Annotated in this window: 22 protein-coding genes and 1 other RNA gene; 5 read left to right on the top strand and 18 right to left on the bottom strand. The window is 59.6% G+C overall.

The genetic code is table 11. The features are described from left to right. Positions 1 to 120 precede the first annotated feature (120 nt). Complete coding sequence (locus K7A42_RS23405) at positions 121 to 249, top strand: hypothetical protein (protein ID WP_267889667.1); 129 nt, start codon at positions 121 to 123, stop codon at positions 247 to 249. 175 nt (positions 250 to 424) lie between these two features. Then, positions 425 to 1,729 carry an MFS transporter gene (locus K7A42_RS23400; RefSeq protein ID WP_004442787.1) on the top strand — a complete coding sequence of 435 codons (1,305 nt, stop codon included), beginning with the start codon at positions 425 to 427 and terminating at the stop codon, positions 1,727 to 1,729. A gap of 89 nt (positions 1,730 to 1,818) precedes the next feature. Here the strand turns inward: K7A42_RS23400 and murB are convergent, their stop codons facing one another. From murB to mraZ, 12 genes are read right to left on the bottom strand one after another with little or no spacing between them, the layout of a single operon-like run. Further along, positions 1,819 to 2,784, bottom strand: a complete 966-nt coding sequence (gene murB / locus K7A42_RS23395; protein WP_004442789.1) for a UDP-N-acetylmuramate dehydrogenase — start codon at positions 2,782 to 2,784, stop codon at positions 1,819 to 1,821. Next, a complete protein-coding gene (gene murC, locus K7A42_RS23390; protein ID WP_004442790.1) occupies positions 2,781 to 4,196 on the bottom strand; it encodes a UDP-N-acetylmuramate--L-alanine ligase in 1,416 nt (471 codons plus the stop codon). Before murC ends, murB begins: the two co-directional genes overlap by 4 nt. Then, entirely contained in the window at positions 4,193 to 5,329 is a 1,137-nt protein-coding gene (gene murG, locus K7A42_RS23385) for an undecaprenyldiphospho-muramoylpentapeptide beta-N-acetylglucosaminyltransferase (RefSeq protein ID WP_004442793.1), read from the bottom strand. The genes murC and murG overlap by 4 nt, the downstream gene beginning before the upstream one ends. A 6-nt stretch (positions 5,330 to 5,335) precedes the next feature. After that, positions 5,336 to 6,490: a putative lipid II flippase FtsW gene (ftsW, locus tag K7A42_RS23380; RefSeq protein WP_004442795.1), complete on the bottom strand. Its 1,155-nt coding sequence runs from the start codon at positions 6,488 to 6,490 to the stop codon at positions 5,336 to 5,338. A gap of 5 nt (positions 6,491 to 6,495) precedes the next feature. Then, positions 6,496 to 7,905, bottom strand: coding sequence for a UDP-N-acetylmuramoyl-L-alanine--D-glutamate ligase (murD, locus tag K7A42_RS23375; RefSeq protein ID WP_037089883.1), 1,410 nt, complete (start codon positions 7,903 to 7,905; stop codon positions 6,496 to 6,498). Positions 7,906 to 7,908: 3 nt separating this feature from the next. After that, positions 7,909 to 9,009, bottom strand: a complete 1,101-nt coding sequence (mraY, locus tag K7A42_RS23370; protein ID WP_003522196.1) for a phospho-N-acetylmuramoyl-pentapeptide-transferase — start codon at positions 9,007 to 9,009, stop codon at positions 7,909 to 7,911. 23 nt (positions 9,010 to 9,032) lie between these two features. Continuing rightward, a complete protein-coding gene (locus K7A42_RS23365) occupies positions 9,033 to 10,466 on the bottom strand; it encodes a UDP-N-acetylmuramoylalanyl-D-glutamyl-2,6-diaminopimelate--D-alanyl-D-alanine ligase (protein WP_004442800.1) in 1,434 nt (477 codons plus the stop codon). Further along, positions 10,463 to 11,932 (bottom strand): UDP-N-acetylmuramoyl-L-alanyl-D-glutamate--2,6-diaminopimelate ligase, encoded by a 1,470-nt coding sequence (locus K7A42_RS23360; protein ID WP_004442802.1) that lies wholly within the window; start codon positions 11,930 to 11,932, stop codon positions 10,463 to 10,465. The genes K7A42_RS23365 and K7A42_RS23360 overlap by 4 nt, the downstream gene beginning before the upstream one ends. A 57-nt stretch (positions 11,933 to 11,989) precedes the next feature. After that, positions 11,990 to 13,732, bottom strand: coding sequence for a peptidoglycan D,D-transpeptidase FtsI family protein (locus K7A42_RS23355; RefSeq protein WP_004442804.1), 1,743 nt, complete (start codon positions 13,730 to 13,732; stop codon positions 11,990 to 11,992). Then, positions 13,732 to 14,289, bottom strand: coding sequence for a cell division protein FtsL (gene ftsL / locus K7A42_RS23350; RefSeq protein WP_004442805.1), 558 nt, complete (start codon positions 14,287 to 14,289; stop codon positions 13,732 to 13,734). Before ftsL ends, K7A42_RS23355 begins: the two co-directional genes overlap by 1 nt. Before the next feature lies 1 nt (position 14,290). Beyond that, a complete protein-coding gene (gene rsmH, locus K7A42_RS23345) occupies positions 14,291 to 15,316 on the bottom strand; it encodes a 16S rRNA (cytosine(1402)-N(4))-methyltransferase RsmH (RefSeq protein ID WP_044459621.1) in 1,026 nt (341 codons plus the stop codon). Positions 15,317 to 15,330: 14 nt separating this feature from the next. Then, positions 15,331 to 15,771, bottom strand: coding sequence for a division/cell wall cluster transcriptional repressor MraZ (mraZ, locus tag K7A42_RS23340; RefSeq protein WP_282455960.1), 441 nt, complete (start codon positions 15,769 to 15,771; stop codon positions 15,331 to 15,333). A 618-nt stretch (positions 15,772 to 16,389) separates the two neighbouring features. On the opposite strand from mraZ, the gene K7A42_RS23335 reads away from it, so the two are divergent. Genes K7A42_RS23335 through K7A42_RS23325 form a run of 3 tightly spaced genes read left to right on the top strand, consistent with a single transcriptional unit; the run spans position 16,390 to position 18,553 of the window. Further along, complete coding sequence (locus K7A42_RS23335; protein ID WP_174150170.1) at positions 16,390 to 16,791, top strand: DUF350 domain-containing protein; 402 nt, start codon at positions 16,390 to 16,392, stop codon at positions 16,789 to 16,791. Positions 16,792 to 16,800: 9 nt separating this feature from the next. Further along, positions 16,801 to 17,394 (top strand): DUF1190 domain-containing protein, encoded by a 594-nt coding sequence (locus K7A42_RS23330; protein ID WP_282455959.1) that lies wholly within the window; start codon positions 16,801 to 16,803, stop codon positions 17,392 to 17,394. A gap of 1 nt (position 17,395) precedes the next feature. Continuing rightward, positions 17,396 to 18,553 carry a glutathionylspermidine synthase family protein gene (locus K7A42_RS23325; protein WP_282455958.1) on the top strand — a complete coding sequence of 386 codons (1,158 nt, stop codon included), beginning with the start codon at positions 17,396 to 17,398 and terminating at the stop codon, positions 18,551 to 18,553. A gap of 25 nt (positions 18,554 to 18,578) precedes the next feature. On the opposite strand, the gene rnpB is transcribed toward K7A42_RS23325, so the two are convergent. The 6 genes from rnpB to K7A42_RS23295 all read right to left on the bottom strand — a co-directional run bounded on the left by rnpB (position 18,579) and on the right by K7A42_RS23295 (position 23,869). Beyond that, an RNA gene (gene rnpB, locus K7A42_RS23320) (RNase P RNA component class A) lies at positions 18,579 to 18,981 on the bottom strand. A gap of 56 nt (positions 18,982 to 19,037) precedes the next feature. Beyond that, positions 19,038 to 20,228 carry an NAD(P)/FAD-dependent oxidoreductase gene (locus tag K7A42_RS23315; protein WP_282455957.1) on the bottom strand — a complete coding sequence of 397 codons (1,191 nt, stop codon included), beginning with the start codon at positions 20,226 to 20,228 and terminating at the stop codon, positions 19,038 to 19,040. Between the two features lie 60 nt (positions 20,229 to 20,288). Next, on the bottom strand, positions 20,289 to 21,476 hold the full coding sequence (locus K7A42_RS23310; protein ID WP_113381185.1) for an FAD-dependent oxidoreductase: 1,188 nt from the start codon (positions 21,474 to 21,476) through the stop codon (positions 20,289 to 20,291). A gap of 88 nt (positions 21,477 to 21,564) precedes the next feature. Then, a complete protein-coding gene (locus K7A42_RS23305) occupies positions 21,565 to 22,104 on the bottom strand; it encodes a lytic transglycosylase domain-containing protein (RefSeq protein WP_004442810.1) in 540 nt (179 codons plus the stop codon). A gap of 248 nt (positions 22,105 to 22,352) precedes the next feature. Then, positions 22,353 to 23,132: an N-acetylmuramoyl-L-alanine amidase gene (locus K7A42_RS23300; protein ID WP_107339236.1), complete on the bottom strand. Its 780-nt coding sequence runs from the start codon at positions 23,130 to 23,132 to the stop codon at positions 22,353 to 22,355. After that, the gene (locus K7A42_RS23295) at positions 23,129 to 23,869 is read right to left on the bottom strand and encodes a J domain-containing protein (protein WP_034498855.1); all 741 of its coding nucleotides are present in this window, start codon (positions 23,867 to 23,869) and stop codon (positions 23,129 to 23,131) included. Before K7A42_RS23295 ends, K7A42_RS23300 begins: the two co-directional genes overlap by 4 nt. Positions 23,870 to 24,148: the final 279 nt, after the last annotated feature.

The following is a 24,148-nucleotide window of genomic DNA, read 5'->3' as shown; positions in this document are numbered from 1 at the left end:
AATCGTTTACTTTCGTTAACCGCCGCGCCCAACATGCCGAGTTTGTTAAAGAATCAGCATTGATCCGAATTCCCTCCTTGGAATCAGAGAGTTGCGCGGAATGCAACATGCAGGTTTTCAATGATCGGAAATAAAACGACGCCGGCGCGTCTGCTGCCGCGCGACAAAGGCAAGGCCGAAACGTTAACAGACGGGATTATTCCCCAGGCAAATTATCTGCCGTTTCAGGGTTTTAAAACCGCAGCCTGAATCAGTCTCTCAATCGACGAACGTTCTCCGAGGCCGTGACCACACGTGTCGCCCTGATGGATCACATTATCTGCATTATTTCTTTTTTAGCATTCCATAAGAACAAAAATTGCGTTAACGCAGATGTCGCCTCCCAAGGCATGACATTGCAATCATCCAAAATGGAACCAATACCATGACCGACGCGATATCTCCGGTATCGCCGACCGCTGACAATTCGAACGCTGTAAAGACAAATTCGCCTGCACGAGTTCTCACTGCCAGTCTGGTCGGTACGACCATCGAGTTTTTCGATTTCTACGTTTACGCCACGGCCGCAGTGCTCGTGTTCCCGACATTGTTCTTCCCGAACAATGATCCGATGACGGCGCTTCTGGCGTCTTTCGCAACTTTCTCCATCGCCTTTTTCGCCCGCCCCCTCGGCGCCGTGGTCTTCGGCCACTATGGGGACCGCGTTGGCCGCAAGACGACGCTTGTCGCGGCGCTGCTGACCATGGGTGTCTCGACGGTCGTGATCGGCCTGCTGCCGTCCTATGAGACGGCCGGCGTTCTGGCGCCGCTGCTGCTCGCACTTTGCCGCTTCGGCCAGGGCTTCGGTCTCGGTGGCGAATGGGGCGGTGCCGTCCTGCTCGCGACGGAAAACGCCCCTCCCGGCAAGCGCAGCTGGTACGGCATGTTCCCGCAGCTTGGCGCACCCGTCGGCCTGTTCCTCTCGTCAGGCGTGTTCTGGATCCTGCTGCACTTCATGTCGCAGGAAGCGCTTCTCAGCTGGGGCTGGCGCATTCCCTTCGTCGCCTCGATCATCCTGATCGCGGTCGGCATGTGGGTTCGCCTGTCGATCACCGAAACGCCCGACTTCCAGAAGGCCATCGAAAAGGAAGAACGTGTGGCCGTGCCGGTTGCGGAACTGTTCCGCAACCACAAGCGCAGCCTCGTGCTCGGCACCTTTGTGGCGCTCGCCACCTTCGTGCTCTTCTACATCGGCACGGCCTATCTGCTCTCCTACAACGTCAAGGTCCTGAAAATTCCGTTCCTCGACGCGCTGGAAGTGCAGATCCTCGGCTCCGTCGTTTTCGGTATCTTCATTCCGATTGCCGGCAAGCTTGCGGAAAAATTCGGTCGCCGCGAAATTCTGATCCTGACGACAGTGCTGATCGGCCTGTTCTCCTTCCTGCTGCCCGGCCTGATGACCGGCAGCGAAGGCTCGATCTTCGTCTTCGCGGCTCTCGCGATGATGCTGATGGGCATGACCTACGGCCTGATCGGAACGGCGCTCGCCGCCCCCTTCCCGACCCGCGTCCGCTATACCGGCTCTTCGATCACCTTCAACATGGCCGGCATCTTCGGCGCGTCGCTGGCGCCTTACATCGCCACATGGCTGCAGGTGAACTACGGCATGGGCTATGTCGGCTATTACCTCTGCGTATCCGCGCTCATCACGCTCGCCTGCATTCTTCTGTCCCGCAAGGACGAAGTCTGAGTCCATAGATACCGACAGTAACAAAAAGCCCGCGAAACGAGAGTTTCGCGGGCTTTAATGTGTTTACATCTTAGCAAGGCCGACTGGCATCAAGCCCCCAGAAAAGGCTCCACTTCACGACCGGGCATGAACAGCCCGAGCCGCTTGATTTCCCACTCAAGCCGAATGCCCGATTTGTCAAACACGCGCTTGCGGATGGTCTCGCCTAGATATTCCAGATCGTAACCGGTCGCATGGCCGGTATTGATCATGAAATTGCAATGCAGTGATGACATCTGCGCGCCGCCGATCACGAGACCACGACCGCCCGCCTCATCGATAAGCTCCCATGCGGAATGACCTTCGGGGTTCTTGAAGGTCGAGCCGCCGGTCTGTTCGCGGATTGGCTGCACGGTTTCACGGTGATGACGCACCGCATCCATATCGGCGCGGATTTTCGCCTTGTCCTCGGGATAGCCCTCGAAGAGCGCACCGGTGAAGATCAGGCCTGCGTCGGCGCCGGAATGACGATAGCTGTAGCCCATATCGGCATTGGAAAGCACATGCTGGTTGCCCTGACGGTCGACCGCGTAGACTTCCACGACACGTTCACGCGTCTCGCCGCCGTTTGCGCCCGCATTCATGCGCAGCGCTCCGCCGATGGAGCCCGGAATGCCGTAATAGAAGTGGAAGCCGCCAATGCCATTATCCATGGCCATGGCTGCAATATGCTTGTCCGGGCAGATCGCGCCCGCCTTGATGCGGTTTTCACCGGCAAGCTCCACCTGGCCGAAGCCCTTGGCGGACAGGCGCACGACCACGCCCGGAATACCGCCGTCACGCACCAGAAGGTTCGAGCCGACGCCAACCACGGTCAGCGGCACATCTTCCGGCAGAATTTTCAGGAAGGCAATCAGATCATCCGTATCGTGCGGCTGGAACATCACCTCCGCAAGACCGCCGGCTCTGAACCACGTCACGCGGTCCATAGGCGCATCCGGTGTCAGACGTCCCCGCAATTCCTTTACCCCGTCGCCGAGCCTCCCCAGCAATTTAACCCCATCGACCTGTCTCATTCAGACTTTCCTGATATGCTCTTCAATTCCGAAGGCAGCGACGCTGCCCATTGCGTGATATTCCCAGCCCCCAAGAGAACCACGAAATCACCCGGATTCGCAATGGCTGCGACCTGTGACGCAAGGTCCTCCCGCTTTTCGAGGAAACGCGCGTCACGGTGGCCAGCGGCCTTGATGGCCGAAACCAGCGCTTCGGAGCTTGCGCCTTCGATGGGATCTTCGCCCGCTGCATAAACCGGAGCAAGAAGAATCGTATCGGCATCGTTGAAACAATGCGCGAAATCATCAAACAGGCTCGAAAGACGGCTGTAACGGTGGGGCTGGTGCACGGCGATGATGCGGCCCTTGCAGGCTTCCCGCGCCGCCTTCAGCACGGCCTTGATCTCGACCGGGTGGTGACCGTAATCGTCGAAGACCTGCACCCCGTTGGCTTCGCCCGTCAGCGTGAAGCGCCGCTTGACGCCGCCGAAGGAGGCAAGCCCCTTCTTGATGTCGGCTTCCGAAATACCGAGACGATTGGCAACCGCGATTGCCGCTGTCGCATTCGAAACGTTATGGCGGCCGGGCATCGGCAGGACGAGGTCCTTGAAAGAGAAAATCTTGCCGGTGCGGCGACGGCGGATTTCCACGTCGAAGACCGAGCGCGTACCATCGATGCGCACATTCGAAAACCGCACGTCGGCCTGCGGGTTCTCGCCATATGTGATGACCTTGCGGTCCTCGATCCGGCCAACCAATGCCTGTACTTCGGGATGATCGAGGCACATGACGCCGAAACCGTAGAAAGGCACATTCTCGACGAACTGACGGAATGCGGCGCGTACGGCGTCGAAATTGCCGTAATGGTCGAGATGTTCCGGATCGATATTGGTGATGACGGCGACGTCGGCCGGCAGCTTCAGGAAAGTGCCGTCGGACTCGTCGGCCTCCACCACCATCCACTCACCCTCACCCATGCGGGCATTGGTGCCATAGGCATTGATGATGCCGCCATTGATGACGGTCGGGTCGAGATTGCCGGCTTCCAGGAGCGTGGCGACCATGGAGGTCGTCGTCGTTTTGCCGTGCGTGCCGCCGATGGCAATGGCGTTACGGAAGCGCATCAGCTCGGCCAGCATTTCCGCGCGGCGCACGATCGGCAGGTGCTTTTCCCGCGCGGCGACGAGCTCCGGATTGTTCTTCTTGATAGCGGTCGAAACGACGACGACCTCTGCATCGCCGATATTGTCAGCCGTGTGGCCCACAAAAACCTCGATGCCCTTGTCACGCAGACGCTGCACATTGGCGCTGTCGGCCTGGTCCGATCCCTGCACCCGGTGGCCGAGATTGTGAAGCACTTCGGCAATGCCGCTCATGCCGATCCCGCCTATGCCGATGAAATGCACAAGGCCTATGGCTTTCGGCATCTTCATGCCCCAACTCCTTCAATATTCTTCTTGAATTCCTGTACGGACCGGCCAGAGGCAATCGCCTCCACCAGATCGGCCAGCACATCCGCCGCGTGCGGTTTGCCGGTTGCCTTCGCCGCCGCCGCCGTTGCGGAAAGCCGCTCGGGTTCGGCAAGCGCCGAGGACAGCAGGCCGGAGAGCTTCTGCGGCGAGAGCTCCGCCTGCTTGATGACGCTTGCCCCACCCGCCGCCGAAAGCGCAGCCGCGTTCGCCGCCTGATCATGATCCAGCGCATGCGGATAAGGCACGAGGATCGACGGACGGCCGATCACCGAAAGCTCCGATACCGTCGAAGCGCCCGAGCGGCTGATGACCAGATCGGCCTCGCCGATACGCGACGCCATATCGCCGAAGAAGGGCGAAACATCCGCCTTCACGCCGAGCTTCTGGTAGGACGCGATGACGCTGTCCTTGTCTTCCGGCCGCGCCTGCTGGGTGACGACGATGCGCTTGCGCTGCTCGTCTTTCAGGAGGCAGATTGCGGCGGGTACCGCGCTCGAGAAAAACTGCGCGCCCTGGCTGCCGCCAAAGACAACGAGCTGGAAAGGCTCGCCTGTCTGCGAGGCCGTGTAGGGTATTTCAGATGCCGCCAGCACCGCTGGGCGCACCGGATTACCGGTCGCGACGGTCTTGTCGGAATATTGACCATTGGCGGGCGGCAGGAAGCCGCCGGCAATTGCCTTTACCCGCCCGGCAAGTGCCTTGTTGGCGCGGCCCATCACGGCGTTCTGTTCGTGAATAATCGACGGCACTCCAAGCCCGGTGGAGGCCAGCAGCGGCGGCACGGTCGGATAGCCGCCGAAACCGACAACCGCGACCGGCTTCAGTTTTGCGACCAGCCGACGCGCCGCGCGCAGGCCAACCCAGAGCTTCCAGAGCGAACCCGCCACGGAAATTGGGTTTTTGGAGCCGATGGTGGCAGACGGAACCACATGAATTTCATCTGCCGGAAACTTGCCCGCATAACGCTCGGCGCGACTGTCGGTGACGAGATGCACCTGATAACCGCGTGCCTTCAGCGTATGCGCCAGCGCTTCTGCCGGAAACACATGGCCGCCGGTTCCACCGGCGGCAAGAAGAACAATACCCTTGCTCATGATCGTTTACTCCGCGGGAACGCCGGAACCAACGCGGAAGAAACTCCGCTCCTGCGCCCGCTTTTCGGGTCTGTGGCGTGTCAATGCCAGAAGGAAACCGGCGGTCACGCATATCGCCATCATTGACGAACCACCATAGGAAATCAGCGGCAAGGTCATGCCCTTGGCAGGCATCAGTTCCAGATTGACGCCGATATTGATCATCGACTGCATGCCGATCTGCAGCACAAGGCCAGCCACGGCGAAGCGGCAGAAATCGTCCTTTTCCTTGAAGGCGTGCGACAGGCCGCGCAGCACGATGAAGGCGAAGATGGCAACAAGAAACATGCAGAAAACGATGCCGAATTCTTCCGCCGCAACCGAGAAGATGAAGTCGGTATGGCTATCGGGAATGATGCGCTTGACGATACCCTCACCCGGTCCGCGACCGAACCAGTCGCCACGAATGATCGCTTCACGCGCCGTGTCCACCTGGAACGTGTCGCCCTCACCCGTCCAGAAACGGTCGATACGGCCGGCCACGTGCGGCAGCATGAGGTAGGCGGAGATGATGCCGCCGACGCCGAGACCACCGAGCATGATGATCCAGAACCACGGCACACCCGCCATGAAGAACATGCCGCCCCAGACAACGGAAGTCAGGATCGTCTGGCCGAAGTCAGGCTGGGCGATGAGAAGTGCGGCCACGATTCCGAAGGTGATGATCGCAAAGAGATTGCCCGGAATTTCCGGATGGCGCGCCCGCTCCGCAAAAAGCCATGCGCAGACGATGACGAAAGCCGGCTTCATGAATTCCGAAGGCTGGATCGAGAAAGTGCCGATGGAAATCCACCGCCGCGCGCCCTTCACCTCGATGCCGAAGAACAGTGCAAAGATCATCATCAGCAGCGAGGCGATCAGCATGATGACCGCCACGCGGCGCACCTGGCGCGGCGACAGGAAGGACAAGCCGACCATGATCGCCAGCGATGGCACCATGAACATGGCCTGACGCTCAACAAAAAAGAAGCTGTTGAGGCCGATACGCTCGGCAACGGCCGGCGACGCCGCGAAGGACAGCATCAGGCCGATGCCCATCAGCGCGATGAATGCCGCCAGAAAGAAACGGTCGATGGTCCAGAACCATTCCGCGACCGGACCGCGATCAACTCGGCTTACCATGGCCTTCAGCCCCCTTTTCCAGAGTGAACGAGCATCGTCATGCCATCGAGCGCCGCGACCTGCGCGACAAACGAATCACCTCTCACTTCAAAGTTCTTATATTGATCGAAACTTGCGCAAGCCGGGGACAACATCACGATATTGCCGGGCGTCGCGTCTTTTTCCGCATCCGCCGCCGCATGCTGCACGGCCTTGTCCAGGGTGCCGGATATTTCGTAGGGCACCGCTTCACCGAGCGTCGCTGCAAATTCCGCCGCCGCCTCGCCGATCAGATAGGCTTTTGCAATGCGCGGGAAAAGCGGTGAAAGGCTGGCAATCCCGCCGGCCTTCGGCAGACCGCCGGCGATCCAGTAAATGCGGTCAAAGCTCGAAAGCGCAGGTGCCGCCGCATCGGCATTGGTGGCCTTGCTGTCATTGACGAAGGTGACATTGCCGCGTCGGCCAACCGGCTGCATGCGATGCTTGAGGCCGGGGAAGGATTTGAGACCTGCACGAACTTCATCCTCGGAAACACCGACTGCAAGGCAGGCCGCAATTGCCGCCGCCGCATTTTGCGCATTGTGGCTGCCGCGAAGCGTCTGGATACCGTCGAGATCGACCAGTAACGACGAAGTTCCCCCATGCGCCCGCAGGATGCGGCTGCCCTCGGCATAAAGACCTTCGGAAACAACATTGCGCTTGGAAATGCGCTCGACCCTGACGCCGGCACGCTCAACGCGATCGGCAATCAGCGTCGAGTAGCTGTCATCGACACCGACAATCGCCGTGCCGCTGCCGGCAACGAGCCGTTCCTTGACGTCGGCATAGTGCTGCATCGTACCGTGCCGGTCGAGATGATCGGGGGTGAGATTGAGAAGAATGCCGGCTGTTGGATTGATCGTGGGCGCCAGGTCAATCTGGTAGGACGAGCACTCAACAACGTAGAAGCGTCCCGCCTTCGGCGGATCGAGGCTAAGCACTGCCGTGCCGATATTACCGCCGAGCTGCGTATCGCGACCAGCCGATTTCAGAATATGTGCGATCAGCGCCGTGGTGGTCGACTTGCCGTTGGTCCCGGTAATCGCAATGAAGGGGCAATCCGGCGCGTGGGCGCGACGTTCTCGGACAAAGAGCTCGATATCGCCGATGATCTCGACGCCGGAGGCTTTCGCCAGATCGACGGACCAGTGCGGCTTCGGATGCGTCAGCGGCACGCCCGGTGCCAGCACGAAGGAGGAGAAACTCGACCAGTCAATCGTCCGAAGATCCGCCGTCTTGATGCCCTCGGCCTCGGCCTTTGCAACGCTGTCAGGATTATCATCGAAAGCCACGACGTCGGCACCGCCGGCGACCAGCGCCCGGGCCGTGACAAGACCCGAACCGCCGAGCCCGAAGAGAGCGACTTTCTTACCCTTAAACGACGTGACCGGGATCATCGCTCACCTCAGCTTCAGGGTAGCGAGGCCAAGCAGCGCGAGGCCAACGGAAATGATCCAGAAACGGATGACCACCTGGCTTTCCGTCCAGCCCTTTTTCTCGAAATGGTGATGGATCGGCGCCATCAGGAAGACGCGCCTGCCGGTGCGCTTGAACCAGAAGACCTGGATGATGACCGACAGGGTTTCCATGACGAAGAGACCGCCGACGATGACCATGACGATCTCGTGCTTGGTGGCGACTGCGATGGAGCCGATCAGGCCACCCAGCGCGAGCGAACCCGTATCGCCCATGAAGATGGCGGCGGGCGGCGCATTAAACCACAGAAAACCGAGGCCGGCACCGATGACGGCGCCGACAATAACGGCGAGTTCACCCGTGCCGGGCACGAAATTGATCTGCAGGTAATTGGCAAAAACGGCGTTACCGGCGAGATAGGCGATCACACCGAAAGTGGCGGCCGCGATCATGACCGGCACGATGGCGAGCCCGTCGAGACCGTCGGTCAGGTTCACCGCATTCCCCGCGCCGACGATGACGAAAGCACCGAACAGCACGAAGAAATAACCGAGATTGATCACAAATTCCTTGAAGAAGGGAAAAGCGATGGAGCTGCCGAGCGTGCCGCCATGCGGTGCCGAGGCAAGCGCCATCTTCATCATGAAGAACACGGCAATCGCCGCGATCAGGAATTCGATGCCGAGACGAGCCTTGCCGGAAAAACCCTTGTCGCTCTGTTTCGTCACTTTCAGATAATCGTCGTAGAAGCCGATGGCTCCGAAACCAAGCGTCACCATTAGAACGGCGACGACATAGACATTCGACAGGTCGCCCCACAGAAGCGAACCGCCGAGAATGCCGGCGAGGATCATCAAGCCGCCCATGGTCGGGGTGCCGGCCTTCTTGAAATGCGTCTGCGGTCCATCGGCGCGGATCGGCTGGCCTTTGCCCTGGCGCACGCGCAGCGAATTGATGATGGCCGGTCCAAACAGGAAGACGATCAACGCAGAGGTGAACATCGCCGCCCCCGCCCGGAAGGTGATGTACCGGAACAGGTTGAAGATTTGAATTTTATCCGACAGTTCGACGAGCCAGATCAGCATAATTGCCCTTTCAAAAGGCTATTTCAGACTTGGCGTTCCGTCTCGGGGAATGCCGGATACTTGTCAAGCAGGGCGGCGACAATCTTGCCGAAACCAAGCCCAAGTGACGATTTTACCATCAGCGCGTCTCCCGGTTGCACCCATTGCAGGGCGAAATCGGTGAGTTCCGCCGTCGTCGGGAACCAGATGACGGTGACGCTGTCAGGCAGCGCGTCCCGCAAAGCGGCCATCGCCTCGCCTGCCAGCCACACATGTTCGATACCCGCCGCAAGCAATGGCCCGGCCAATTCCTCATGCAGTTGTGCCGAAAATTCGCCCATCTCCAGCATGTCGCCGAGAACGGCAACGCGACGGCCATGGCCCTGCGTCGGCGTTTCCGCCAGCACCGCGATTGACGCCCGCATGGAGGCAGGATTGGCGTTGTAGCTTTCATCGATCAGAAGGAAGGAGCCGCCGTTGATCTGCAGATGGTGGCGCTGGCCACGCCCCTTCACCGCCTCAAGCGATCCCAGCGCTTCGAAAGCACGGTCGAGATTGGCGCCCGTGATCGCCACTGCGCCAAGCACCGCCATCGCATTGTCCGCAATGTGCCGGCCCGGAATGTTGAGATGCAGCTCGCTGGTTTCGCCGTTCAGGATCGCCCAGATCGTCGAGCCAGTCGTCGTGCTCTCGAAATCCGCGAGGCGGAAATCCGCCTTGGCATGCTGACCGAAGGTCAGGATGTGTTCGATGCCCTGCTCCTGCGCGGCCTCTTCAAGCTGCTCGAACTGGGCATTGTCACGATTGAGGATGACGGAACCGCCCTGCTCCACGCCCTCGAAAATCTCCGCCTTGGCGGCGGCGATCTCTTCGATGTTGTTGAAGTTGCCGAGATGGGCAGGCGCGATGGTGGTGATGATCGCCACATGTGGGCGGACCATCTTCACCAAAGGCCGGATTTCGCCGGAATGGTTCATGCCGATTTCGAACACGCCGAATTCAGTATCGGCGGGCATGCGGGCAAGCGTCAGCGGCACACCCCAATGGTTGTTGAAGGAAGCCACCGCCGCATGCACCCGGCCCGATGGCGCGAGCGCCTGCCGCAGCATTTCCTTCGTCGTCGTCTTGCCGACCGAGCCCGTCACCGCGATGATGCGCGCCGATGTTCTTTGACGCGCCGCGATGGCAAGCTTGCCAAGGGCTGCAAGAACATCTTCGACCACGATCATCGGCACCGTCAGGCGGCCGAGCGCTGGCAGCTTGGCTTCAGCAACGACCAGAAGTCCTGCCCCGTTGGCAACCGCGAAACTCGTATAGTCGTGACCGTCGACACGATCACCCTTGATGGCGAAGAAAGCTTCACCCGGCTTCACCGTCCGGCTGTCGATGGAAATGCCGGTGATTCCTGTCGGCAGGTTGCCCACCGGGCGTCCTGCGGTGATGGCGATCATATCGGCGACTGTCCATAACCAGCTCAAATTTTCGATCCTTCCAGCGCTGCCAGTGCAGTGCGCACCTGTTCATGATCGGAAAAAGGCAGTGTCACGGAGCCAACGATCTGCCCTTCTTCATGCCCTTTGCCCGCGACGATCAGCGTATCGCCATGCGACAGCATCGATACCGCATGGCGGATCGCCTCGGACCTGTCGCCAATTTCCAGAGCGTCGGGCGCCGCCGCCATCACCTCGGAGCGGATCGTCGCCGCGTCTTCCGAGCGCGGATTGTCGTCCGTGACGATGACGATGTCGGAAAGACGGGTCGCGACCTCGCCCATGATCGGGCGTTTGCCCTTGTCGCGGTCGCCGCCGCAGCCGAAAACGGTGATGATGCGGCCGGAGGTGAAGGGCCGGACCGAGGTCAGCACGTTTTCCAGCGCATCGGGCTTGTGGGCGTAATCCACATAGGCAAGCGCGCCGTTTTTCGTTTGTCCCACTAATTCGAGACGGCCGGCAGCGCCGACAAGCTTTTCGAGCGCCTTGAGCGCCGTTGCGGCGGGAACACCCGTCGACATGGCAAGACCGGCGGCAACAAGCGCATTGGCCACCTGGAAATCACCCGCGAGCGGGATATCGACTTCGTGGATGACGCCGTCATGATGCACTTCGATCATCTGCTTGTGGCGGAAATGCTCAACGCGCTTCAAAGCGAGATATTGCCCGTTCCGTCCGACGGTGCGGACATCGAGACCCGCTTCGCGCGCCGCATGAACCGCCTTGTCCGACCAAGGATCGTCGGCGAAGATCACGGCGGGAGCGCCTTTTTCCATCAGCGTATCGAAAAGCCGCATCTTCGCGGCCATGTAATCCTCGACGGTCGGATGGTAATCCATATGGTCGCGGCCAAGATTGGTAAAGCCGGCGGCAGAAAGGCGCACGCCATCGAGGCGGCGCTGGTCGAGACCGTGGCTGGAAGCTTCCATCGCCGCGTGGGTGACGCCCTCGCTCGCAAGCTCGGCCAGAAGCGCATGCAGCGTCACCGGATCGGGCGTCGTCAGCGCGCCATAATCCTCCCGGCCGGGAGCGATGACACCGGTTGTGCCGATCTGGGCTGCGGCATGGCCGGCGAAAGCCCAGATCTGCCGCACGAAGGAGGCAACCGAGGTCTTTCCCGCGGTGCCAGTGACGGCGACCATGGTTTCCGGTTGTTTTCCGTAAAAGCGGGAGGCGGCAAGGGAGAGATAAAGGCGTGGGTCGGTCACGACCAGAACCGGCACTTCGGCTTCCACCGCGTGCCCGGAAACAACGGCAACGGCACCCTTGGCAACCGCATCCTTTACATAGGTCGCACCATCAGCCTTGGTGCCAGAAACCGCAACGAACAGGCTGCCCGGCGCAGCCTTGCGGCTGTCTGCGGTGATCCCCCCGATTTCGATCGCCCCGATCTCAGACAGGAGCAATTCTTTCAATTCCGGAAACGCATTTCCGGATATATCTCGCAAATTCATCGACTGTTTCCGTCTTGTCCCCCCGGCACGAATCGCCGGAACATCATAAGCTAACAATCAATAAGACACGAGCAAGGCCGAGCCATCCTTGCCGAACTTCGGCTTCACACCCAGCACCGCCGCCGTGCGGCTGATGATATCGTGCACCATGGGTGCTGCGGACGTGCCGGCGAGTGCCGCGCCATTGCCCTTGTCGGTCTTCGGTTCGTCGATGAAGGACAGCACCACATATTGCGGATCATCCATCGGGAAAGCCGACAGGAAGGCGTTGAAGTTCTTGTCGTGCACATAACGGCCGTTGACGACCTTATCGGCCGTGCCGGTCTTGCCGCCGACGTTGAAGCCATCGACGCGCGCATTTCGGCCTGAACCGTTGACGCCGTTCCATTCGAAGAGGAAGCGCATATCCTTGCTGGCGCCGGGTTTCAGCACCTGCTTTGCCACCTGATCCGCCTGTTCACGGGTGCGCGGCAGGAAGGTCGGCTCGATGAGTTTGCCGCCATTGACGAGTGCCGCACCGGCAACCGCCGTCTGCAGCGGTGTGGTTGAAACGCCATGGCCGAAGGAGATGGTGATGGAGTTGATCTTCTTCCACTCACGCGGCTGCGAAGGCAGCGCTACTTCAGGCAGTTCGGTCTGCATGCGGGTGAGAAGACCAAGCCGCGTCAGGAATTCCTTGTGCCCTTCGGTGCCAACGGTATCGGCAATCTTGGCCGTACCGATATTGGACGAAAACTGGAAGATTTCCGGCACCGAGAGCATGCGGCCCTTGCCGTGGAAGTCCTTGATGGTGAAGCCGCCGATGCGGATCGGGTAACGCGCGTCGAACATATCACCGAGGCGGACGCGGCCCGAATCAAGACCCATGGCAATGGTGAAGGATTTGAAGGTGGAGCCCATTTCGAACGTGCCGTTCGACATGCGGTTGAGCCAGCCTTCTTTCGCGCCTTCGGCCGGGTTGTTCGGATCATAATCCGGCACCGAGGCCATGGCCAGCACTTCGCCGGTATGCACATCCAGAACCACGGCACCGGCGCCGATCGCCTGGAACTTGGTGATGGCCGAAGTCACGACTTCGCGCACGATGGACTGCACGCGCAGGTCGATGGAAAGCTTCACAGGCTCGAGCGGCTGATCGCTCGTCATGCCGAGCGCCGTGAGATCGGCAAGACCCTGGCTGTCGACGTAACGCTCCATGCCGGCAACACCGCGGTTGTCGATATTAACGTGACCGACGACATGCGCTGCGGTCGGCCCGCCGGGATAGAAGCGGCGTTTTTCCGGACGGAAGCCGATGCCGGGAATGCCGAGCGCGAGAATCTGGCTCTGCTGCTTTGGCGTCAACTGGCGGCGCAGCCACTGGAACCGCGAATTGGAGGAGAGCTTCTGATAGGTCGTGCGCTGGTCGAGATCCGGCAGGACGGTGCGCAGCTTTTCGATGGCCTCGTCAATATCGACGATACGATGGGGCTCGGCAAACAGCGAGACGGTGCGGATATCGGTGGCCAGCACCTCGCCGTTACGGTCGAGAAGATCAGGGCGCGACGCCATCAGCCTGTCGGCCGGCGCGATGCTCGACACCGTCTCCTGCTCTGCCATGCCATATTGCACCAGACGGCCGCCGACGACGGCGTAAAAGGCGACGAAACCGAAAATGAGAAGGCCGACGCGGCTTTTCGCCTGCGCCGCGCGCTTCTTGCGCGCGCCTTCAAACGCCGCATGATCGGTGTGGATGCCGGTCGTGCTGGCGGAAAAGTGAGCCTTGCTCTTCAAAACCATGGCGCGGGAGAGAAAAGACATCAGCGGTTCACCGATCCTGTTATCGTGTCGTCCATGTCGGTTTCATCACCGGCGGTGGCGGAGGCAACGGGCACGGGTGCCGGTGCCGGGCGAGAAACACGGGCACGCGGCGTAGGCACCGGCACGCCGTTGACGGCAATCTGGCCTGCCGGCGGTGATTTTGGCTTGGAAGCGCCACCCAGCGTCGCGCCGGGTTTGGAGCCATTGACGGCAGCGGCGATGACATCCTCGACGCTCATGCCTTCAGGCTCGGGAGGCTGCGGCAATTGCGAACGCAGCATCGGCAGCTCGCGCGGCTGCGCCAGTTGCGTCGGCAGTGTCGGCGAAAGACCGAGTTCCGTTTGATAGGCATTGACGAGACGGTGCAGACGGTTCGGCTGCGTCAGCAGCGCCCAGTCAGCGCGCAGGAGATCGATCGTATCTTTCTCAAGCTTGATTTCCGCCTCCAGCTTGCGGACCTCCTCAAGCTTGAGATCGGCCTTGTGCTTGATCGAATAGGTCACGACCGCCGCAGCGACCATGACCCCCATCAAGATGACATCGAAAGTGCGCAGCATATCAGCCTCCCATCTTTTCAAGGCTGGCGAGATCGGGAAGCTCGAATATCGAGAAATCCGCAGCGCGCGCCGGTGCCGTGGTGCGCAGGCCCGCGCGGAGCTTGGCCGAACGGGCCCGCGGATTGAGCTCCGCCTCCTCGTCGCTGGCAGCAATCATCGGCTTGCCGATATTCTCGAAAATGGAGGGCTTGTCCTCCACCATCGGCAGATGCCGGGAACCGGCTGCCTTGCCCGAACGGTCGGAGAAGAATTTCTTGACGATACGGTCTTCCAGCGAATGGAAGGTGACGACGACCAGCCGACCTCCGGGCTTCAGAACCTGCTCGGCGGCAAACAATGCCTGCGCCAGCTCACCCAGCTCATCATTGACGAAAACACGCAGCGCCTGGAAGACCCGCGTTGCCGGATGAATCTTGTCCTTGGCTTTCCGTGGCGTGACGATCTCGATCAGGCCCGCCAGATCGCGCGTGGTGCGGAAAGGCTCTTCCGCCCTCTTCTTCTCAATGGCGCGGGCAATGCGACCCGGCTGCTTTTCTTCCCCGAGAAAACCGAAGATGCGGATGAGATCACCAACCTTGGCGCGGTTGACGACATCGGCTGCCGAAACGCCGGAAGCGGACATGCGCATGTCGAGCGGGCCGTTCTTCTGGAAGGAAAAACCGCGCTCGGCCTCGTCGATCTGCATGGAGGATACGCCGATATCGAGAACGACGCCATCAAGGCCGCCCTCGGGCGCATGTTTCGCGAGATCGGAAAATTGCGATTGGATGAGCGAAAGCCGGCCGCCATTGGCTGCGACCATTGCCTGACCGCCGGAGATCGCCGTTGGATCGCGGTCTAGTGCGATGACATTTGCGCCGTGATCGAGAATGGCCTGGGTATAGCCGCCGGCGCCGAAAGTGCCATCCAGAATAATTTTGCCGGGGGCGGGTTCAAGCGCGCTGATGACTTCACGAAGCAGCACGGGGATATGGCGCTGAGGTCCGCCATCGGCATCAGAAGATCGTCCGCCAGAATTCGCCGCCATTGAGTGTCCCCGTCCTAGGCGGGGCGAGCAGCCGAAAAACCGCGCCCCGCTCTTGCTTCCGCCTGCGCCGCCAAAAACGCATCCGGTTGCCAAAGCTGAAAATGATCCGCTCGTCCGACGAAGGTGACCTCGGTAGAGATGCCGGTGAATTCCCGCACAAAATCCGTCACCATCAATCGACCTTCCTGGTCGAGCTTCATGAAAACACCGCCGCCGTGAACCAGCACCGACATTGCGTTCGCTTCCGGCGAGAAGGCATCCATGGACGCAATCTGCCGCTCGTAGCGCTCCAGCAGATCCGGACCGCCGACACTGATTGCCGGAAACGCAAAATCCTGGAGACAGTAAAGCTCCTGAACGCCGCGCTTGGCCAGCACCGAACGAAACGGAGACGGAACCGAAACGCGCCCCTTGGCGTCGATCCTGTTCGTCACGTTCGATAAAAAGCGGTCCATTACTCAACTCGCCAAAACCGCATGCCGCAAAGCGATTCATCCGCCCCGCAGCCGACACCGGTACGCACGACACATCGCCAAGCGCCAGGGCGACATGCCCTGCAGCAGCCCCTTGCAGGCTCCTCACTCGTTTCAGCGATTGCGGGTCAAAAACACGACCCAATGTGGTGTGCATTTGGGATACCATGGGACACTATGGGCGTCAATGGGATGAAGCCGGCACGATACCGCCTTCGCATCGGAAATTCATAAGCCGTTAAGTTTAACGAATGGTTTACTTTGCGAACCGATACGACATCAAAACGATGAAAGCCTGGGCCAACGTGCCCATTTTCTGATTGAGAAACAAATGCTTGCCAGTTCACGCGGAACATACGTCAATTAAATCTCTCAAGTGCGCTGACGCCGCCAGGGGAAACCGCAGCCGGTGGGCATCGACCATCCATAGCATTTTGCGACAGATCAATTGCTGCGGCCCGGTTTGTGCCGGAGCGACACACGTGTGCGCTTCAGCCAGAACCGTCATTCTCCCTCAACAACAACACGGCGACGGGTTGACTTTTTAAACTTTCAATTGATTTTGATTTCTGAAGTTGTGTTTTTCATTGTGAGATAATGATGTTGAATTACGTGGCAGGCTTGCCTGCCTTCATAAGTTATTTTCTGACCACCCTGCTCTGCCTCGCAGCTTTTTCCGCCGTTTACACCCGCCTTACTCCCCATCGCGAAGGAGAGTTGATCAAGGCCGGCAACATTGCCGCCGTCGTCGCCTTTTTGGGGGCGTTGATCGGCTTCAGCCTGCCGCTGGCCTCGGCGGCTGCCAACTCCGTCAGCCTTCCCGACTATGTGATCTGGGCAGTGATCGGGTTGCTGGTTCAGGTTCTTGCATTCTACATCGCCAAGCTCAGCATGACCGACCTGCACCTCAAGATAACCGAGGACAATGTGGCGGCCGGGCTCTGGAGTGGCGGCATCGCTGTGGTCATCGGGATTCTGAACGCCGCCTGCATGGCCTATTGAGGAACGGACATGTATTTGGACGTGACAGAACATCCGCGTCTTGCGCTCGGTACGATTGCCGCAATAGGCCTCTTTATGGCTTTTTCACCGGACGAAGAGGTACTTTATACCTCAGTGGAAAAATGCCTCGCCTCAGGTGTTTATCCCAAGGCCTGCCAGGCGGCATCCGAAGACGCCAGCCAACATCACCTCGCAACCGCACCGAGATTTCGCAATATGGTCGCGTGCGAGATGGAATACGGTGCGGGAAACTGCTCTGAGCTGAAGCAAAATCTCAATTCCACCAACCCCACCGGCACCGGCGTTTTCACGCCTTCACCAGCCGGATTTGTGATGCCTCGGTCCGTCGAGAACTTTGCTGACTATAGCGATTATCGACGCCGACAGAAAAACGGCACATCGGGTTCCTCGGGCGCGATGTCGGCCTATCGAAAACGCAACGGCGATCTCGTCACGCCGAATGTGAGAGCGGGCGAACAGAACGGCGGCTCGTTCGGAGGCGGTCCAAGCGGCGCGCTGGCAAATGACGTGAAGACGCTCAACGCCAAAACGAACGTCAAGGGCCGTGGCGGATTTGGCGGTCACTCCTTCTCCGGAAGCTGACATGCGGCGCATCACAGTTCCGCCGCGCCCGGATTGGCGCGAGAAAGCCAATGCCGTTGGCTTCTCCTTTCACGAAATGCATGGCGAGCCTTATTGGGTGGATGATGCTGCCTATTGCTTCGGGCTCGATGAAATCGAGCGCGAGATCGAAGAGCCGAGCCAGGTTCTGCACGATATGTGCATGGATCTGGTCGCCGACATCGTAAACAGCGAGGAGGCACTGGCCCGCCTCGCCATTCCTCGCGATCATCATGATATGATCCGGAATTCCTGGCGGCGGGGTGACCGGCACCTATATGGTCGCTTCGATCTTGCCTACGACGGACACGGTCCTGCAAAACTGCTCGAATACAACGCCGATACGCCCACATCCGTCTTCGAAACGGGATATTTTCAATATAATTGGCTGACGGATCAGGTTGCCCTTGGAAACCTGCCGACGCAAACAGACCAATTCAACTCGGTTCAGGAGGCTCTCATCGAGGCCTTCGGGCAATTCTCGAAAGACAGGATTTTCCATTTCGCGGCGGTGAGCGACGATCAAGAAGATTGCGGCACGGCGATTTACCTTATGGACTGCGCCATTCAGGCCGGCCACCGCGCCCAGTTTCTCGACATCAGGGATATAGGCATCGATGCGAGCGGGCGTTATGCCGACCTCCAAAGTCGTGTCATCGAGCGCTGCTTCAAGCTTTATCCCTGGGAATATATGTTACGCGAGTCGTTCGCCGCCCAGTTGCCCGAACAAAGTGGCGTTTTCGTCGAACCGGCATGGAAGGCCGTGTTATCGAACAAAGGCCTGCTGCCCATGCTTTGGCGGCGCCACCCCAATCACCCAAATCTGCTACCGAGTTTCTTCGTCGACGATCCGGCAATAAATGAACTACGGGATTACGTGGTGAAGCCACTTCTCTCGCGTGAAGGCGAAAATGTGAGCCTTTACCAAAACGGTCGGGAGATATTCTCGGCGCCAGGCGGTTACGGTCAGGAAGGATATGTTTTTCAAGCCTACGCGCCTTTGTTCAAGAGCGAGTTTGGATACGCCGTGCTCGGCAGCTGGATCGTCGCCGACCGACCCTGCGGGCTCGGCATCAGGGAGGACGCCTCGCCCATCACGGCAAATCTCTCCCGTTACGTTCCCCACATCATCGAGGGATGATCCTCGCCGAAATTCGGAAGGAAAATTCGCCAGTTGGCCTGTAAGCCGGGTTCTGTATGGCCCCGGTTTGACCCGGAACGTGGCAGCCATTCATCTGGGACGGCATTTGCATGCCGCCTCGCGCAACCCACCCGGATGACGGGCCCGGAAACCGGCTGTGAACGGGCTTTCGCCCGCCCCGTGTCATCCCTATTCGGTCTTGCTCCCGGTGGGGTTTACCTTGCCGCCGCTGTTACCAGAAGCGCGGTGGGCTCTTACCCCACCCTTTCACCCTTACCATGCGGATGCATGGCGGTTTGCTCTCTGTGGCACTTTCCCTGGGGTCGCCCCCGCCGGACGTTATCCGGCACCGTATTTCCGTGGAGCCCGGACTTTCCTCACCTTACCGTCTTTCGACATTGGTAAAGCGCGGCTGCCCGGCCAACTGGCATGGGCTGCATAACCATGTTCCGCAGCGAAAGCCACCGAAAAGCGACGGCCAAGATTAAAGAAATGCGGGTTTGAAATCCGTCGAGAAAGCACCGTCGGCGATTTCTCCGTCTCGTAGCAGCAACGCGCCAAGCCGTCCGATCTCATCGGAGCTCTTGGCCGCCGTGCCGTTTCCGCCGGTCAAGACCGCAATGCGCGGCGAGGCTGTGAAACCAATGGCCGGATAACCGCTGCCGGTTTTGGAGACGACACAGGCGGCCATCGAGACACGCGAGAGATCGATGGCAGGCACCAGCGTTCCGACGATGTCAGCGAGATGATCCCGCACGCTTTCACGTCCGCCGGAATGGAACCATTCCCGGATTTCCGGATCACTGCCGAGCCGCTTGTCATCGGGATCGCCGCCAATCTTCAGGTAGAATTTGCCATCGGGATAGCGGACCGGCGGCAGAAGATAGATATGTTTTGTCGTATCGCGCGGCTCGTAGATCAGCGACGGCATGCCGGCATATTGATCCAGATCACCCCCATCTATCTCAAAGAAAGCAACGGTGCGTGCATAGACATCCAGCGCTACCGGCTGGGGCAACAGATCTTTGGTAATCGAGAAGCCGCCAGCCGCCACCAACACCCGGTCTGCGGTGTAAACCGCACCTGATGCCGTATGAACCGATGCCCGGCCACTTTCTTCCCGGGTGGAAACAACGATATCGTCGATCAGCGTAACACCCGCCTTTTCCGCCAGTATGGCCTGTGCTTTCACCAGCGCGCGGGGATTGACGTAACCGGCATTTTCCCTCTCGAAGACGCCTTCGCAGCTCTGTTCAAAGGAGAAATAGGGAAAGCGGCTTTTCAGGCTCTGGTCATCCAGGAGTTCCGTGGAAACCCCGAGCCGAGCAGCCGCCTTCAGAACATCATCGACAAAGGGATTGGCGCCGCCCCGCTCAGGCCCAACCATCAGGCAGCCGACCGGCGCGTAAAACTCGACACCGCTGCGTGTGGCAATATCGCCATAACGTGCAATGGAACGGTTGGCGAGCAACGCCCAGTCGGCATCGCCATCGATGGTGCGGGTAATCCGCGCCTCGTCATAATGGCTGGCGAAGACGCCTTGATGCGATTTTATATCTGCAGGCTCACCGGGACCGATCAGCGCGACGCCATCCACTGTTTCGGCCAGATGGCGGGCGGCGGCGGCGCCCATCATGCCGCGGCCCACGACGATATATTTGAAATGTCCCGACATGCCGCCCCTCTTTACCCGCTCACTTCCGTCGAAACCTTTTAGCCGCTTCGCCCGAAAATGTCAGACGAAAACCGGGGCCATTTCGGCGGCGAACTCATCCTCTGCCAGCTGACCGTTCAAAAGCAGCACGGCTCCCAGCCGTCCGATTTCGTCCGAAGATTTGGCGGAAACGAAATTGCCGCCGGTCAGAACCGCGATGTTGGAAGATTGCGTATAGCCGATGTAGGGATAGCCGCTGCGGGTGATGGAGGCGACACAGGAGCCGGAGGTCACGGGGCAGCCGGCAAGCTCCGGCATCAGTGATAGCGCCCGCTTCTTCAAAAACTCCACCTCCTCAGGCGTGCCGTCCGAATGGAACCAGCCAACCGCGTCAGCCAGCGTTTCCAGCCTGCCCTTCTCGCTCTCGCCGCCGATCTTCAGATAGACCTTGCCGTCGGGATAACGCACCGGCGGCAGGATGTAGACGATGTCGTCCTCGGTCTCCGCGAGGACGATGGTGGATGGCATCGCTCCAAACAGGGCCTGCCTTGCCTCGTCCAGCTCGAAAAACACGATGGTTCGGCCCGTTGCCGCCATATCGACCGGCGATGGAAGAAGTTCTGCCATGTTGGTAAAACCGCCGGCGGCTACGATGACCTTTTCGGCGGTGTGGATGGCCCCTTCGCGGGTCGAAACCTCAACGCCACGGGAGGTATCGCGAATATGCGTCACCGTCTCGCGCAGCAACCGTGCGCCCTGCGCTTCCGCAATGGCGCACTGCGCTTTCACCAGGGCCCGTGGATTGACGTGACCGGCATTCCGCGCCTCGAAATAACCGCCTTGATCGGCTGGCAGGGAGAACATCGGAAACCGGTCGGCAAGCACATCATGGCCCAGCGTCTCTATGCCGAGGCCTAGACGGTCGGCCGAGGAAAGGGCGCGCGAGACATAATCACCGGCAAGACCCTTGCCGTTGCCGGTGAACAGGCAGCCCGCTTCGGTGAAAAAGCGGATGCCGCTCTTAGCCTCGATCTCGGCATAACGGTGGATGGAACGTTGCGCCAGTTCCGCCCAGACGGGATCACCGTCAAACCCGCGAGTGATGCGCGCCTCGTCGTAATGGCTTGAGAACACGCCCTTATGGGTCTTGGGATCGGCGGGTTCACCCGGGCCGATCAGCGCCACGTCATCCGTTTGCACTGAGAGATGCCGCGCCGCAGCCGCTCCCATCATCCCGGCCCCGACGACGATATATTTGAAATCAGGCATGTCATGCTCCGTATCAGCTTTGCTTCTGACTACAGCATGACGGGTGGGAGCGGAATCGCTTTTCGCAATTTCTCAGACGATGGAGGCCTCAGCCGGCCAGCAGCGCCTGCACCTTGCCGCAATAACGCTTGGAGACCGGGTTCATGCGGGTAGCGCCATGGCCGGCATTGTACCGCAGGATCGTGCTGCAAACCTGACCGCCGCCCAACTGATGCGCCGTCGCCAGATATTGCATGCCCCAGCGAATGTTGGTCTCGGGGTCGTACAGCGCCTTGGTCGTGCCGCGATAACCCATCATCCGCGCCGTTGCCGGCTTGATCTGCATCAGCCCGACTTCGCCGGCGCTGCCACGAGCCTTGGGGTTGAACTTGCTTTCAACCGAAACCACGGCATGCGCCAGATTGGTGGGAACGCCGTAACGCTTGGCATATTTGACGATCAGATCGGAATAATCGTTCCTGAGCGAAGAAGGCAGGCTCTTTTCTGGCATGGGATAACCGGGCTTGCGGAAGAAATTCTCCAGCGTCACGGTCTTGGTCTTCACGTCTTCATCTTTGGCAAAAGCAATCCCCGCCTGCGAAGCGAGTACAGCAATACCCACTACGACAGCAACAACAACCCTGTTCATATGTAGAAAAAGTCTCCAGATCGGAGGACCGGAACAATGAATCGGCACAATTAGTCAACGCCCGGAAAGTCGATCGCGACTCTCCGCTGTCCGGTCTCCTTGATTGATATTGACGGCAGGTTCCCCTGAAGAACGTCACCGCATACAGTGCTGTTCTTAAACTTCCTCAATGCGGATTAACTGTGGCAACCCAAAAAAAGCGACTTGCGGAGCGCGGCAAACCGGGATTCGTTTTCCAGAAACTGCGTTCAGGCGACCGAAAATTTCGGCAGGCTGGCAATCAGCCGGTGCAGGGTGTCAATGGTGGAAAAATCCGCAATGCCATCCACCAGTGCGGGCCGGAAATGCCTCTGGAACGCCGCCACGGCGCCCTCGGTTTTTTCACAATAATTGCCCGTTATTTCAACGCCGTAACCATAGATGGACAGCATAGACTGCAGCGCTTCGACGGGCTGGCCATGGTCGCCGCGCTGGAAAAAACGCCCGCCGCGGATTGGCGCGGGTTCAACCCAATGGCCGACACCGTGCTGCGACAGGATGTCCCACGGGAATTTTTCGCCCGGATCGACCTTGCGGATCGGCGCCACGTCCGAGTGGGCAAGCACCCTTTCAGGGGCGATATGCCACCGCTGGCCGCAATCGCGACATAATTCGATGACGGCTTCCACCTGCTCCATGGGGAATTCCGGCAGCCCGCCGGGATGACCCTGATTGGCGATTTCGATGCCGATGGAGCGGGAGTTAATGTCCTCGTCCCCGGCCCAGGAGCTTTTTCCCGCGTGCCATGCACGTCGGGTCTCCGGCACAAGCTGGACGATGCGCCCGTCTTCGAAAACAAAGTAGTGGCTCGATACCTGGCTTTCGGGATTGCAGAGCCACGACAGAGCGCCATCGGCTGTCGTCATGCCGGTATAATGAAGAAGAATGATATCGGGACCGGGCACGCCGATCCTCTCGCCGTGATTAGGCGAAGGCGCAACAGTTGCGCCCCCGAAATCCGGGGTAAAATCCGGCAGACATTCACTCATGCGACGCGGCGTTCTTTCTCGATGGCCGCATAGGCGGCGTTGAGAGCCGCCATACGCTCATTCGCAGCCGCATGCAATTCCATGGGAACGCCACGGGCGATGAGCTTGTCGGGATGATGCTCCGCCACCAGCGAACGGTAACGCTTGCGGATATCCAGGAAGTCGTCGGACGGCGAAACACCGAGCACGCGGTAGGGATCGCGCCCATCCATATGCACATGCCGCGCCATGATCGTTTCGAAATGATCTTCGGTGATATGGAAGATTTCCGCGATACGGCCGAGGAAGGCAAGCTCACGCTCGTGGATCAGGCCATCCGCCTTGGCGATATGAAACAGGCCGTCGATGACGCTTTCCAGCATCTCGCAATTATCGTGACCGGAACCGCAAAGACCGGCCAGCCGCTCCGCATAGGCTTCGTAACCCGCAACGTCCTGACGCGCGAGGTTATAAAGACGGGCTACGTTTTTGGCTTCTTCTTCCGGAAAATCGAAAATCTGCCTGAAGGCCCGCACCTCGGCATCGTTGACGATGCCGTCGGCCTTCGCCATCTTGGCGGAAAGCGCGATAATGGCCACGGAAAAAGAGACCTTGCGGCGCGTTTCCGGATCACCTTCGAACAGGGTGCGGATGGCTTCCACCACGCGACCAAGCGCGTTGCCTGCCGCGTCGCCGATTGCGCCGAGCAGCCGTTCCCACAGGGATGAAATTTGCAAACAGGCGAAATCGAACATCATGACCGCAAGCATGACGGGATATTGCCGCGAATGCAATATCCACAGCGGGTAAGCGGCATTAACTTTTATTCATCTTTGCGACAGTTTTGCTTCAGGAACAAGATAGCGGGGTGAACGGAACTCCGGGTTTTCCACAGGGCCTGGGCCCGTGTCGGCAATGGGCCTATTGAAACGATTATATTTGCCCGGTCAGGTCAAGCCGCTGAAAAAGCGCGAGAAATCGGCGTTTTTCTTGATAAATTCACTTTACACCTACACGCGGCTGTCGCATCCATTTGC

Origin of the sequence: Agrobacterium sp. InxBP2 (assembly GCF_026191755.1) — a bacterium.
Lineage (GTDB): Bacteria > Pseudomonadota > Alphaproteobacteria > Rhizobiales > Rhizobiaceae > Agrobacterium > Agrobacterium pusense.
The sequence above is the reverse complement of the archived record's forward strand: the minus strand, read 5'-3'. Positions and strand labels throughout refer to the sequence as shown.

Coding starts and splice junctions, on each gene's coding strand:
- ftsW (WP_004442795.1), bottom strand. CDS start 6,490: ATGGTAAGCCGAGTTGATCGCGGTCCGGTCGCGGAATGGTTCTGGACC.
- murB (WP_004442789.1), bottom strand. CDS start 2,784: ATGAGACAGGTCGATGGGGTTAAATTGCTGGGGAGGCTCGGCGACGGG.
- murD (WP_037089883.1), bottom strand. CDS start 7,905: ATGATCCCGGTCACGTCGTTTAAGGGTAAGAAAGTCGCTCTCTTCGGG.
- K7A42_RS23400 (WP_004442787.1), top strand. CDS start 425: ATGACCGACGCGATATCTCCGGTATCGCCGACCGCTGACAATTCGAAC.
- murC (WP_004442790.1), bottom strand. CDS start 4,196: ATGAAGATGCCGAAAGCCATAGGCCTTGTGCATTTCATCGGCATAGGC.
- K7A42_RS23360 (WP_004442802.1), bottom strand. CDS start 11,932: ATGAATTTGCGAGATATATCCGGAAATGCGTTTCCGGAATTGAAAGAA.
- K7A42_RS23300 (WP_107339236.1), bottom strand. CDS start 23,132: ATGAGTGAATGTCTGCCGGATTTTACCCCGGATTTCGGGGGCGCAACT.
- murG (WP_004442793.1), bottom strand. CDS start 5,329: ATGAGCAAGGGTATTGTTCTTCTTGCCGCCGGTGGAACCGGCGGCCAT.
- K7A42_RS23310 (WP_113381185.1), bottom strand. CDS start 21,476: ATGCCTGATTTCAAATATATCGTCGTCGGGGCCGGGATGATGGGAGCG.
- K7A42_RS23330 (WP_282455959.1), top strand. CDS start 16,801: ATGTATTTGGACGTGACAGAACATCCGCGTCTTGCGCTCGGTACGATT.
- K7A42_RS23325 (WP_282455958.1), top strand. CDS start 17,396: ATGCGGCGCATCACAGTTCCGCCGCGCCCGGATTGGCGCGAGAAAGCC.
- K7A42_RS23405 (WP_267889667.1), top strand. CDS start 121: ATGATCGGAAATAAAACGACGCCGGCGCGTCTGCTGCCGCGCGACAAA.
- K7A42_RS23335 (WP_174150170.1), top strand. CDS start 16,390: ATGTTGAATTACGTGGCAGGCTTGCCTGCCTTCATAAGTTATTTTCTG.
- K7A42_RS23355 (WP_004442804.1), bottom strand. CDS start 13,732: ATGTCTTTTCTCTCCCGCGCCATGGTTTTGAAGAGCAAGGCTCACTTT.
- K7A42_RS23295 (WP_034498855.1), bottom strand. CDS start 23,869: ATGATGTTCGATTTCGCCTGTTTGCAAATTTCATCCCTGTGGGAACGG.
- mraZ (WP_282455960.1), bottom strand. CDS start 15,771: ATGGACCGCTTTTTATCGAACGTGACGAACAGGATCGACGCCAAGGGG.
- K7A42_RS23305 (WP_004442810.1), bottom strand. CDS start 22,104: ATGAACAGGGTTGTTGTTGCTGTCGTAGTGGGTATTGCTGTACTCGCT.
- K7A42_RS23315 (WP_282455957.1), bottom strand. CDS start 20,228: ATGTCGGGACATTTCAAATATATCGTCGTGGGCCGCGGCATGATGGGC.
- rsmH (WP_044459621.1), bottom strand. CDS start 15,316: ATGGCGGCGAATTCTGGCGGACGATCTTCTGATGCCGATGGCGGACCT.
- mraY (WP_003522196.1), bottom strand. CDS start 9,009: ATGCTGATCTGGCTCGTCGAACTGTCGGATAAAATTCAAATCTTCAAC.
- ftsL (WP_004442805.1), bottom strand. CDS start 14,289: ATGCTGCGCACTTTCGATGTCATCTTGATGGGGGTCATGGTCGCTGCG.